This window comes from Paenibacillus segetis (assembly GCF_014639155.1).
Classification (GTDB): domain Bacteria; phylum Bacillota; class Bacilli; order Paenibacillales; family Paenibacillaceae; genus Fontibacillus; species Fontibacillus segetis.
In genome coordinates this window covers 2,349,682-2,362,418 of the sequence record NZ_BMFT01000001.1, presented here as the reverse complement: position 1 = coordinate 2,362,418, position 12,737 = coordinate 2,349,682, and the positions used below count along the sequence as shown (strand labels likewise).

Below are 12,737 nucleotides of genomic sequence, written 5' to 3'. Positions count from 1 at the left end.
GGTATACCTCCTGTCTGAACTGATCAATCTAGAATAACTTTCTTATTTGTATCATGCAAAAACTCAAACATGGTAATAATTTGTTGTGGTGTGTTTCTTTCCAATGACAGCTCGGGTAAATGTTGCTCATCAAAAAAATCCACTGCGCTTGTTTCAAGGCTAGTTGTAGCTTCGCCTCCAACGATTTTACACTCTATAAAAATCTTATATACATGGTATGGCTCGGGTGGGTGATGATGAAATTTCTTATCCAGAACAGCTAATAGCCTAACCGGAATAACATCATAGCCCGATTCTTCCTTGATTTCTTTAACAGCGATCTCGGAGGGTGAATATCCAATGTCAGCCCAACCTCCTGGAAGTGACCATGCGCCATCGATTTTTTCTCGAACCATAAGAATTTTATTGTTGTTAAAAACTACTCCTCGTACATCCACCTTAGGTGTGGCATACCCAGTCTCATTGGCAAATGAAAGTTTAATTTGTTGCTCATCAATTGATGTATAGTTAGCAAGGATATCGATGCTTATTTGTCTAAGTTGCTCGTATCGCTCAGTGTCATATGGGTCTTTTGTATACGTAAGCCCAGTCTGAGCTATGGCCTGAATTTGTTTTGCCCATTCTAACCATTTAATCTCCAATGTTTATTACCTCCTGCTTTTTAATGATACGTCCTTGACTATACGAGTTATAATATTCTTATATGGCTTGCTGAGTAGACTTCCTTATATATAAACGCGATCTACTATTAAAGGTTTCTATAATAGAATAGCTGTATCGAAAACACTTAATGAGGTGGAACTATTTGTAGTACATTATTGAAAATTGGCCGAGCTGACATTCCACAGGCCGCTAGTGTGATGGCGCAAGCTTTCGCAGAGGACGATCCGCTATATCGACATATTTTACCGGATGAGACAACGAGGTCTCAAGTGCTGAACATTTTCTTTCATCGCTATATTGATATGTTATATCCTTATTGTGATTTGCTGACGACATCTGATAAGTATGAAGCTCTGGCCTTGGTGTTCCATTCAGAACGTGAACCAGGGACAGTACGCTCGAAACTTAAGTTTATGAATAGGGTTGTACTCGCCGTACTCAAATCAATACCGATTTGCCGAATCATTGGGGTGCGGGGCTTTATCCGAGGACTTTCTATTTTAAATAGTATGAGTTCTTCGTGGTTATCGATCCTAGGAGATCAACAATATATTCATCTGGATATGTTAGTCGTACAGGAACCATATCGTGGACAAGGGTATGTATCGAAGATCATCAAACCACTGCTGGATGAATGTCAGATGAAGAATATCGCTTGTACGCTAGAGACACAGACAGAGAGTAATTTACCTATTTATGAACATTATCAATATCACATCGTGAAGATCATTCCTCTACCTAACAGTACTATTGAACAATATTGTATGGTGTATACCCCAGGTAATGAGGATGAATAGAAGTGGAGGCAACTAGGTATGAACATAAGATTAATTCAACCGCAGGATAATGCTAGTATCGAGTCTATAATTAGAGAGTGCCTAATAGAATTTGGTGGTAATCGAGAAGGTTTGGCATGGATGGATAGCAGCTTGAGTAAACTTCACGAATTCTATAGTTATGAAGGCAGAGCTTATTGGGTTGCTGAACAAGACGGAAAGATCGTTGGGGGATGTGGGATTGCTCCTTTTGCTGATTCAAACGAAATTTGTGAATTACAAAAAATGTATCTAACCGAGCAAGCTAGAGGTACAGGGATCGCTTCTAAACTTCTGACAACAGCCTTAGAATTCGCAAAAGGATACTATGATCAATGCTATTTAGAAACGCTAAGAGTGATGCAGGCGGCTAATCGTTTTTACGAAAAAAAAGGTTTTCAACCTTTAGCTGCTCCATTAGCGGGATCAGAACATTTTGCTTGTGATGCTTGGTATATTATAGAATTTAATCACTAAAAAGACAGACCAGGACTTTATTTACGAGTCTTGGTCTGCTTTTTTTTGCAGAGAAAAATATTCGACATAGTATCTGCGATTTTAGTTGTTTTATGTCGAATATCACATCAATATATCCTGATCTTGGATATAATTATCAAAAATGTAATTGACGTGGTATGGAGGAATAATCACGAATCACTAGATATTCTCCATAAATGACTGTGAGGATTTAGATAATGGTAAATGATAAAGTTTGTAAAAATCTTAAGCACTCTCCTAATTATTTGATATGTGCAGATCATTACGGATGTATTTATGAGAATAATCATCTTGTTACACTGCTTGTTGATTTTACTCATGGTAACATTGTGGATGCCAATAAAGCAGCATGTGCATTTTATGGATATACAACGGAGGAATTTAGTAGACTTTGTATCTCTGATTTAACTGTAGTAGACCATGATACACAAGAGGGATTTTTGCAAAGGGCTCTACCTAATGGAAGATATAGTGGGAATCAGGTACTTATTGAAAGGCATCGTTTAGCGAACGGAAGAATCATTGATGTGGAAATACATACGGGTTTGATCAATATGCTGGGGAAGAAATGTGTCTATTCCGTCATTCATGATATTAGTGAGCGGGTTAAGACGGAGCGGAAGATTAAGGAGAGTGAGGAGAGGTATAAACGTTTAGTTGAGCTTTGCCCAGAGCCAATTCTTGTACATAGTAATGGGACTATTTTGTTTGTGAATAATCAAGCAGAGATACTATTTGGATTAATAAAAGATGAGCTTGTAGGCAGAAGTGTATCCGCCTTTTTTAGCGAAGAATTTATTTATTCCGGTCCATACAAAAAGACGAATTCCAAAGAATATGCCAAACAAATTTTTCGCTTTGAACAACAATTTATTAGATCGGATCAGCGCATTTTTGATCTTGAGATATCAGGAATTCCAATTATCTATATGGAAGAAAAGGCTATTCAATTGGTGATACGAGATATAACAGAAAGTAAGGCCGAATTAGCCCGGGCTATGCGAATACAGGAGCAGCGTCATGCGATTTCGTTCCCATTGGAGAGTAAGGCAGACTTACAAAAGTTATATGTGCCCGCAGCTACGCTGAGTGGCGATTTCTTTATTTTTCACAAGATTGATGAAGAGCAAGTCATCGGAATTATTGGAGATGTGACAGGAAAAGGAATCACAGCAGCTCTTAATATCTCCGCTATGAGGGTGTTATTTATGGAAAGTTTACATATTACACATGAGCCTATCCATGTCTTGCAGGATTTGAATCAAAAGGCGATGCTGCATTTGGACGAGGATTATATCGCCGTGTGTTGTTTCCACTTGGATTTTTGTGCAGGAAAGCTTACGGCAGCAGGAGCCGGTATCAATGAGTTTATTTACATACAAAAGGATCATCTTGGAGAAAAGAAGACCATTAAAGGGGCACCGATCGGCATGTTCGACAATAGCGAATTTGATGAAGTGGTGATACCTTTCTCATCAGGAGATAGATTCTGCTTTTATAGTGATGGAATGGAATTTCTATTAAATGAAAATGAGGAGAGCAATGAGTACGAATATTTACATAGTATGATTGCGAATACTCCTCTGCAAGATGATTGTACATGGCTAAGCCTGAACATAAGGTGATTAGAGGAGGGAATCATGGAGCCCGTTCAAAATGAGGTGATAATCTGTTGTTTACAGCATCATCAGAATATCATTGATGAAATCATTGAAGAGCTCAAGATTGAAGAGCGTGTTTTCGATGTTAAATTAATTTTAACAGAGGCGATCATGAATGCTTATATTCATGGGAATAAGCGCGATTGTTCGAAGTTCATTAATATCAAATATGTGCTACAGGATAAACATTTAAATATTCAAGTGAAGGATTGTGGAGACGGTACTTCTCCCCCGACCATTCCAAAGCAGATTGATCATAACCGCCTACTTGATGATGGAGGAAGGGGGCTATATCTGATGGGTTGCTTGTCTGACAAAGTGAAGATGATTAGCAATACGATACATATTGATATAACCTTATCCAATCAATAAATAGAAATATAAGTTGTCATACGTAAGAGATTTTAAAGGGGGCAAACCAGTGAAACTAAGTCTAAAGGTAAAAATAAGCATACTCTTGTTTCTAATCATAAGCATACCATTATCTATTTCTGGAATAATGTCTTATAAATTAACATCAGATGGGCTACAAACAGCAATAGAGAAGCAACTACAAGACACAACATCTTCTGTAGCTAAAACAATTGATACAGAGTTACATACAACTAGTAACTATTTAAAGATTGCTAGCAACAATAATACACTTGAAGAACTTACCGTTAACCCTACTGATTCTAAATTAATAGATAGTGCTTATAAGTATATTGCAAGCATGCAACAAGATAATGTGGACTTGATCGAAACATTGTTCATTACAAATCAAATGGGCGAGGCGCTGATTACAAGCGATTCTAAATCACCAGATTTGAACGTTAACGACCGGGAATATTTCCAAAATGCGATTCAAGGGACAGAAGCGACTAGTGAAGTAATCATATCTAAAGCTACGAATCATCCTGTTGTTGCCATCGCCGTACCTTTGCAGAACAATGGTCAGACAACAGGTACATTGATTGCCACAATCAACTTTGAAACAATCACGGCTTCAGCACAAGCAGTTAAGATTGGCGAATCTGGGTATGCGTATATGATCGATAGAACCGGTCTTATTGTTTCTCATCCTAATCAAGATAAGGTGCTTACAGAAAGCCTGGACGGAAATAGCAATAAACAACTCAGTGCTCTTGTGCAACAGATGAAAGAAGGAATAACATCTCACGGTTTTTACACCTATGAAGGTGTTTATAAGTTTGTCTCTTTTGAACCAGCCGGTAAGTGGATTGTTGCGACTACCGCTAATTACAAAGAATATATGGAACCAGCGACGGACATTCGCAATGAAACGATCGTGATCATCGTATCGTGTATTTTTCTAGCTATGCTGATTGGATATTTCTTTGCAACGCGGAATATTGTTAAACCAATTAGTAAATTGAAGCATGCGATGGTACTTGCTGGCGACGGCGACTTAACTGTCCATACATCTATAAGAACAGGTGATGAGCTTCAGTTACTGAGCGAGTCTTTTAATACGATGATAGATAAACAGGCTGCTATAATTGAAAGAATAAGATCTGGTTCTGAAACGCTCAGCACGATGTCTGAAGAAATTGCTGCTTCTTCTGAAGAGATTAACGCATCCATTCAAGAAATCAGCTCCAACACGCAAGAGATAGCTTCAGGTGCAGAGAACAATAACAGATCGGTGATTAATGCTTCACAAGTTCTTGTACAATTATCAAGTTTAGTGCAGATGGCTCAGAATAAAGCGATAGCTACGACAAGCAATGCGTTTACGACCAATGAGGCCGCTCAACTAGGAAGAACGGGAATTTTAAATGCCGTTAAAGCTATGGATTCTATTTATAGTAGTACGAATGAGACTGAGGAAATATTGCAATCAATCAATGAAATGACGGACAAAGTCTTCACGATTATTGAAACGATCAATGCCCTCGCGAAGCAAACGAATTTACTCGCTCTAAATGCGGCAATTGAAGCGGCAAGAGCTGGAGAGCACGGAAATGGCTTTAAAGTGGTGGCTGGTGAGGTAAGGAAGTTATCTGACGAATCCTATTCCCGAGCCAATGAAATTTCCGATTTGGTTCAAAATATGATTAATAAAATCGAGTTGGCTGTTAGTGCAATGAGAGTAGCATCTGAATCCGTTACTGAAGGTGTAAAAATTGTTCATGAAACGGACCATGCATTTGTTCATATCATTGAATCCGTTGAAATGATATCTGAAAATGTCCAGGAAATTTTGGATATTACCAAGGATGAAGTAGCCACCTCCGACCAAATCATTAAGTTAATCGATTCCATGGGCTCCATCTCGGAATTTACTGCAACTAATAGCGAATCTGTATCGAGTGCGATTGAAGAGCAAGCGGCGACTGTTAACAACTTTGTTTCTACTGCTGAGGAAGTTAGTGTTACGGCAGATGAACTTGAGAAACTTGCCCAGAATTTTAAAATCAGAGGTGGTGAAAAACATGAGTGAAATTACCATTAAAATGCCAGTCAATTTTGCAGTTGAAGAAGCAGTTCATTTTAGGGAAGTCATCAAAAATGATATTAATAAGGGGGCCTTTCGTTTTTTGATCGATTTTAGTGAATGCCAATTTATTGATAGTACGGGGCTAGGCGTTATCGTCAGTTCATACAAGAAGTGCGTAGAGAATGGGGGGGGAATTAAGTTAAAGTCCTTGAATCCAAATGTTAAGAAAATTTTTGAGTTGACTAGATTGACTAGTGTTTTTGAGATTCAATAATATGCAAAAAAGGATATAGATTCTTTTCCATGTGAGGAAGAGGTCTATATCCTTTTTTTGTAATCTTAGATATTCAGTTATTCAGTTATTCACTCTCATGGCTGAGTTGCCATTCGATTCCGAATTTATCTATTACACTACCGTAGCATTTGCTCCAGAAGGTCTCTTGAAGTACCATTTTTACTGTACCGCTATCGGTCAGTTTGTTAAAAAATTTCTTGATGTCTTCGATGTTATTACTAACGTAAGCGAGTCCAATGTTATTTCCTGCTACAAATGGAGAGCCAGGGAATACATCAGAAAACATTACATTACTGCCGTTAATGTTAAGTCGTGAATGCATGACTAAATTTTTGGCTTCTTCTGGAAGTGGATATTCAGGATTTGGTGGATTATCACCGTATGCCATGATTTGTGGTTTCTCTGTTTCGAACACTTGTGCATAAAACTCCACAGCTTCACGACAATTTCCATTAAAGTACAAATAAACATCAACAGCCACTAACTTCACTCCTCAACATGAATTTATAAATCGATAACTATTGATTTATTTAAAAATTGTATCATTTCTCTGGACATAATCAAAATGTTACAAAGTGAACTTATTAACCAAGTCTTTCAGTTCCTTGGAAATACCAGATAGAGCATGCGAAGCACTTGTGATTTCCTCACTTGAAGCCAGTTGTTCTTCAGTTGATGCGGCAACTTGCTGCGTTATTCCTGCGGACTGTTTGGCGATGTGCCCCATGTTGGTTATGGAAGCTGCTACTTCTTCAGAACTTGCGGCCAACTGTTCGGTAGCGGCAGCAGTCTCTTGTACCCTTGTCGATACTTCATTAGTTAAAACTACGATTTCCTTAAACGCTAACTCTGCTTGTTCTACTGACACTACACCTTCGTGAACATCGACAAGACTTTGATTCATTGAGGATACAGCGAACATCGTATCTTGTTGGATAGATTGGATCATTTCTGTAATTCCATGTGATAATTCATCACTTTGGGAAGCTAGCTTACGGACTTCTCCTGCAACAACAGCGAAGCCTCGTCCGTGCTCTCCGGCTCGTGCAGCTTCAATGTTTGCATTAAGCGCAAGTAAGTTCGTCTGAACAGCAATTTCCCCGATGAACTTTGACATCTCGCTAATTTTCTCGGATTGTTGTTCAAGCTTATGGATTGTTTGACTTGCTGCTGTTACAGAATCACTAAGCTTCTTCATGCGGTTTGATATGTCTACGATTTGTTCAGATCCTATATTAGCCTGGTTAGCGGCATGTTGGGACAATTCTGAAAACTCACTGGTTGATTCCGCAATACGTCCAACACCTTGTGCCATTTCATCAATTACCCGACCGCATTCCATAGCTGTGTTTGCTTGATCCTCAGAGCCAAAAGAAAGCTGCTGAATTGATTCCGTCACTTGCTTGGCTGCTTCCGAGTTCTGCTCGGAGCTGGCAAACATTTGGATCGATGAACTTGCTATTGAGTTGGAAGAATCCTGTATATGTTTGATCGAAAACTGCAAATTCGATAGCGTTCGATTGACAGCATTCATCATCTTGCCAAATTCGTCCTTACGATTAACGATCATTGGTTGTACACTCAAATCACCGTCAGCAAGTTGATTCATCATGGCCGTAGTAGCGATCAATGGTTTTGTGATATTGCGGATAAGTAACCAAGCGAGAGCAGCAATCACAATTAGAATAGCAATTCCTAAATAAAAAATAACGGAAGCAGTACTAGTAAATACATCATTACTATCCGTTCCAACTTGTTCGATTCCGTCTTTAGTGGATTTAGTCAAAACATCGATGGATGTTCTCATTTGCTCAAACGCAATACCTAGATCCGCTGTAATTGTAGCTACTTCTTCGGGACTTGCCTTACCTGAGTTTAACTTCTCCATTCCAGTCTTGTATGTTCCCCAAGCTTCAGTTAGCTCAGCAAAGGTATTTTTATCAACTTCCGATACAACAATATCCCCATATTTCGAAATACTATCATCGATTTGGACAAAGAGAGAGTTGATCTTGGTATCTAAAAGTTCCAATTGTTTTGGATCTTTTGTGCTAAATTTTTGATAATATGTACTTTCATATTGCTCAATACTTAAGTTAACCTGATCAATCAATTCAATACCGTGCATCCATCGATCCGTAACTTCATCCGTGAAATCTCTCATCTTTCCAAGCTGTGTCAACCCGATAAAGGCCAATACTAATACAAATACCAAGACAATTGTAAACGATCCGACAAGTTTGCTTCTGACTGAAGACATACTAATTCCCCCTGATGATGTGTTAAATGTTGTTTAAAAAAAATACCACCCATAATATGTATGTAGTTGTATATTTAACCTTTTGATTATGTAGGTAATACACTAATATCGACAAATAAATTAGATTTTTGAATAGATAAAAAGAATAATAAATATGTCTTTAGTCAAGATAGTGTGATGGTATTTTGAAAAAAATAAAGGGTATTGACACTTAAGGCTATGTAAAAATCCATTGCTTTGCCGCAATTGCTGGAGTAGATCCTCATATTTATGAAGATGGATTCTTTCATAACACGGGCTGAGGTAGTAAAACGCCTGGAGGATGAATTGTTTGAACTCTATAAAGATTTGAACTTAACTGAGAAAACAAAGCGATATATAAAGATACTAGAGATAATCAGACCTTGAATGTGCGTAATTCAAGGAGTATTGAAAAGAATTACCAAACAATCGACGTTAAATCCAACAGGTGAATTTATTGTAGATTAAGAGATTTGTTAGTCGAACCAGAGAAATTAATCTAGCAACACAAGCCAGTTGGTCCCTGACCAACTGGCTTGTTGATACTTACTGAATATAATGATTAGATTCGTCTCGCCACTTCTGCACCTTCCCAAATCGCATTCAGTGCTCTACGTGCCTGGATCGCATCACCGATTACATGATAAGGGATATTGCTCTCTTGAAGGTAGGCTTCCAGCGATTGCTTGTCGCGAGCACGTGAACCTACAGCCATAACCACATAATCTGCAGGTAGGCTTACGCGTTTTCCGTCTTTCTCAATGACGACACCATCCTGTTCGATCGCGCAGCATTTGCTATTCGTCAACAATTCAACGCCGTGTCCGTATAGACTTTCCATAACACAAATTTTGCGAAGAAGTCCGAGATCATTGGCTACATCGGCTTGCATTTCAACTACAGTAACTTGATTCCCTCGTTCAACTAGCAGTTCTGCTACCTCTAGACCAACTAAACCTCCTCCGATAATAACGATCCTTCCTTCTGGAGTCGCGGTTCCCCATAATACATCATGTGAATTGATAACATGCTTGCTATCTGCACCATCAACTGGCGGAATAATTGGAGATGAACCGATGGCCAGGATTACTTCGTCAGGACCGATTTCAGCAATCAACTCCGCTGTTACCTCAGTATTCATACGAATTTCAATACCTTCACGCTTCGCAGCTTCACCCATGTTAAGAGCAGCCGCAGCCATCTCTTCCTTACGTGGTGCAGCACCAGCAATATACAGTTGACCTCCAAGAACCTCATTTTTCTCACACAGAATTGGGGAGTGGCCTCTCCGTTTCAATGTAACGGCTGCTTCCAGACCACCAGGACCGCCGCCTGCTATAAGTACTTTCTTCGGCGTAGTTGTAGGTTGTAACTCATATTCTTTCTCACGACCAGTAGCAGGGTTAAATAAACAACTGATGAAAGGTATGTTCGGATTAACGAACCCATCGAAGCAACCTTGGTCGCAACCTACGCATTTAACGATGGTGTGCTCAGCTCCAGCTTGCGCTTTGTTACAAAACTCAGGATCGGCAAGCTGAGCCCGACCGATTGCTATAAAATCAGCTAATCCTTCCGCTATGATGCGATCTGCAACGGCTGGATCATTAATCCGGCCCACAGCAATGACTGGGATGTTAACAACGGACTTGATTTGAGCTGCATTATCGACATTAAATCCTACGGGTAAGTCGATGGGAGGAACTTCATATTTAATGGCTGCTCCACTAGGTACTCCGCGGGAAACATTGATGGCGTCGATGCCAGCTTGCTCGGCCAAGATCGAGAATGCCTTCATATCCTCCAGTGTTAATCCACCGGGAAGATCTTCAATCGCGGATATTCTCATTAAGATCGGATAACCGGCGCCTACGGCACTGCGAATAGCTCGAATACATTCTAATGCAAAGCGCGTACGATTCTCCCAAGATCCACCGTATTCATCCTGACGGAAGTTCATGGCTGGACTTAAAAATTGTTGCGGTAAATATCCATGTCCGGCATGGAACTCAACGCTATCAAAGCCAGCTTGTTGTGCACGTCTCGCTGTATCTGCGTAGGCTTGAACCATTTCACCGATTTCGTGTAATTGAAGCTCCCGTGGAGGAGTAGGGATTCCTTCGAATGCAACAGGAGAAGAGGAAACTTGGTTTGGATTAAAGGCCACTTTGCCACCGTGCCATAATTGAAGACAGCTTTTACCACTCGCCACACGGATTGCATGTGCTAGATTAGTCATTCCAGGAATAAATTTGTCGTCATATAGCGCTGGAGAATCGTCGGTAGCAGCGGTAGGATGCACCGTAGTTACTTCTACAGTATTTAATCCACATCCGCCCTTGGCACGAGCCACATGGTAATCGATAAGTTGTTGACTAACAAAACCACCGGGTTCGTTCATTTTAGTTCCCATGGCAGGCATGATCACCCGATTTTTGAGTTCCATATTTCCGATGTTAGCTTTGCTGAATAAATGTGTGAACGCCATTTTACACAACATCCTCTCAAATTATAGGTTAAATATAAATAGGTTATTTTAACCTATATATTAGATCAGCTTAAATGAATATAATGTGAATAACATCACAAACTTTGTGTGTGTGAGTTACTAATTTATTTCGATGTTTATGATTAAGTTATTTGGCACGTTTCCTTAGTTAGAGTAAAATGAAGAAATGTATAAAATCCGGATCATGGTCCGGTAGTGCGGAGGATCAGTATGGATATCGAGGTTTTAATCTTAGCTCAATTAATGCAAGGGCCGAAACATGGATATGAGATTAAGAAGAATATCATTTTTGTGATGAGTAACAGCAAAATCATTAACAACAACACGCTATACCCAAAGCTGAAACAATTTGAAGAACGGGGACTTGTTAATAGCAAATTGGAGCTCCAGGAGCGTAGACCAAATCGCTACGTATATTCAATTACTAGTTTGGGGCAAGAGACCTTCCACCGTTGCTTGACCGATTTCACCATAGAAACAATTAAATCGGATGATGAATGGTCTATTCGCCTGGCTTATTATGAACTTTTGGATAATGCAACTCGCCAAAAATTGCTAACCTTCAGAAAAACCTACATGGAAGAGAAGATAACACATTTGGAACAATTATCATCCGTCGTGGGAAACGGTAGAGATCAGATCTATTCGCAGGAACTATACTTCTATACGCACAGCTTGATAGAGCGTGAAATCGAACTTATTCAAGAGATGGCTCATAAGTTGGAGAACAAGTAAATGTGCGTGAGGTTCTTTTATGGAGAATATGTGGGAATCCATCTACTCTGCATTACAAAAGTATTCATCTATTCCGGGCGAAGAATGGGATCATTTTAAGTCGCTTTCAGTACATAAAACGGTTACGAAAAAACATCATTTCGTTCGAGCAGGCGAACCTGCAGATTTTATCGGTTTTTGTGTGAGCGGGTTATTTCGTCTTTATTACTCAACTCCTGACGGAAATGAGTTCAAACAAAAGTTTTTGTACGAAATATGAATTCGTAGCCTCTTATGGTTCTTTATTACTCAAGACTTCTTCACAATTCCCGCCATTCACAAGCTGCGATCGTTAATGTATCGTCAGGTTTAGGGATGGTCCCCAAGAAATCCGCTCCAGTGTACTACGCGACGAAAGCGGGAATTCATATATTCAGCAAATCCTTACGATATCAGTTAGAACAAACGAACATCAAGGTGTTCGAGATGATTCCACCGGTAGTTGATACTGAGATGACAAAGGGAAGGGGAAGTAATAAAATATCTCCTGAAGAGCTGGCAAATGAGTTTATGGACTATTTTGTAAAGGATAAATATGAGATACCAATTGGTAAGGTAAAACTACTTTTGATGATCAACCGCTGGTTTCCTACTCTGGCAGAGAAAGTATTAAAGAATAGCTAACTAAGAAGAGATAGTTAGTAGCAGGACGTTTTCGGTTTAACTCGATAACGTCTTTTTTGTATCCTTTTTTTGTAATCGCAACTAAAAACAATTAAATAAAAGTAAAAACAATATATTTACATGGATCTACTTTGGATTTTACAAATCGATTTTATACTAAAGTTGTCCTTGTTAGGG

Annotated in this window: 13 protein-coding genes; 9 read left to right on the top strand and 4 right to left on the bottom strand. The window is 39.3% G+C overall.

What is annotated here, in order from left to right:
* Positions 1-23: 23 nt before the first annotated feature.
* Positions 24-641, bottom strand: a complete 618-nt coding sequence (locus IEW05_RS10990) for an NUDIX hydrolase (protein WP_188538619.1) — start codon at positions 639-641, stop codon at positions 24-26.
* Between the two features lie 177 nt (positions 642-818).
* On the opposite strand from IEW05_RS10990, the gene IEW05_RS10985 reads away from it, so the two are divergent.
* The 6 genes from IEW05_RS10985 (at position 819) to IEW05_RS10960 (ending at position 6,351) form a co-directional block, all read left to right on the top strand.
* Positions 819-1,460, top strand: a complete 642-nt coding sequence (locus IEW05_RS10985) for a GNAT family N-acetyltransferase (protein ID WP_229753338.1) — start codon at positions 819-821, stop codon at positions 1,458-1,460.
* 18 nt (positions 1,461-1,478) lie between these two features.
* Complete coding sequence (locus IEW05_RS10980) at positions 1,479-1,955, top strand: GNAT family N-acetyltransferase (protein WP_188538618.1); 477 nt, start codon at positions 1,479-1,481, stop codon at positions 1,953-1,955.
* Between the two features lie 218 nt (positions 1,956-2,173).
* Complete coding sequence (locus IEW05_RS10975; protein ID WP_188538615.1) at positions 2,174-3,601, top strand: SpoIIE family protein phosphatase; 1,428 nt, start codon at positions 2,174-2,176, stop codon at positions 3,599-3,601.
* Between the two features lie 15 nt (positions 3,602-3,616).
* Complete coding sequence (locus IEW05_RS10970) at positions 3,617-4,009, top strand: ATP-binding protein (RefSeq protein ID WP_188538613.1); 393 nt, start codon at positions 3,617-3,619, stop codon at positions 4,007-4,009.
* A 49-nt stretch (positions 4,010-4,058) separates the two neighbouring features.
* Positions 4,059-6,080, top strand: a complete 2,022-nt coding sequence (locus tag IEW05_RS10965) for a methyl-accepting chemotaxis protein (protein WP_229753337.1) — start codon at positions 4,059-4,061, stop codon at positions 6,078-6,080.
* Positions 6,073-6,351, top strand: coding sequence for an STAS domain-containing protein (locus IEW05_RS10960; protein ID WP_188538611.1), 279 nt, complete (start codon positions 6,073-6,075; stop codon positions 6,349-6,351). The genes IEW05_RS10965 and IEW05_RS10960 overlap by 8 nt, the downstream gene beginning before the upstream one ends.
* Positions 6,352-6,436: 85 nt before the next feature.
* Here the strand turns inward: IEW05_RS10960 and IEW05_RS10955 are convergent, their stop codons facing one another.
* The 3 genes from IEW05_RS10955 to baiCD form a co-directional block, all read right to left on the bottom strand.
* Positions 6,437-6,853: a VOC family protein gene (locus tag IEW05_RS10955; RefSeq protein ID WP_188538609.1), complete on the bottom strand. Its 417-nt coding sequence runs from the start codon at positions 6,851-6,853 to the stop codon at positions 6,437-6,439.
* Positions 6,854-6,940: 87 nt separating this feature from the next.
* Complete coding sequence (locus IEW05_RS10950; protein WP_188538607.1) at positions 6,941-8,632, bottom strand: methyl-accepting chemotaxis protein; 1,692 nt, start codon at positions 8,630-8,632, stop codon at positions 6,941-6,943.
* A gap of 583 nt (positions 8,633-9,215) precedes the next feature.
* The gene (gene baiCD, locus IEW05_RS10945; protein WP_188538605.1) at positions 9,216-11,141 is read right to left on the bottom strand and encodes a bile acid Fe-S flavoenzyme BaiCD; all 1,926 of its coding nucleotides are present in this window, start codon (positions 11,139-11,141) and stop codon (positions 9,216-9,218) included.
* A 231-nt stretch (positions 11,142-11,372) separates the two neighbouring features.
* Between baiCD and IEW05_RS10940 the strand changes: the two genes are divergently transcribed.
* The 3 genes from IEW05_RS10940 to IEW05_RS10930 are packed head-to-tail and all read left to right on the top strand — an operon-like array spanning position 11,373 to position 12,560.
* On the top strand, positions 11,373-11,897 hold the full coding sequence (locus tag IEW05_RS10940) for a PadR family transcriptional regulator (protein ID WP_188538603.1): 525 nt from the start codon (positions 11,373-11,375) through the stop codon (positions 11,895-11,897).
* Positions 11,898-11,916: 19 nt separating this feature from the next.
* Positions 11,917-12,156 carry a cyclic nucleotide-binding domain-containing protein gene (locus IEW05_RS10935; RefSeq protein WP_188538601.1) on the top strand — a complete coding sequence of 80 codons (240 nt, stop codon included), beginning with the start codon at positions 11,917-11,919 and terminating at the stop codon, positions 12,154-12,156.
* 14 nt (positions 12,157-12,170) lie between these two features.
* Positions 12,171-12,560, top strand: coding sequence for an SDR family NAD(P)-dependent oxidoreductase (locus IEW05_RS10930; protein WP_188538599.1), 390 nt, complete (start codon positions 12,171-12,173; stop codon positions 12,558-12,560).
* Positions 12,561-12,737: the final 177 nt, after the last annotated feature.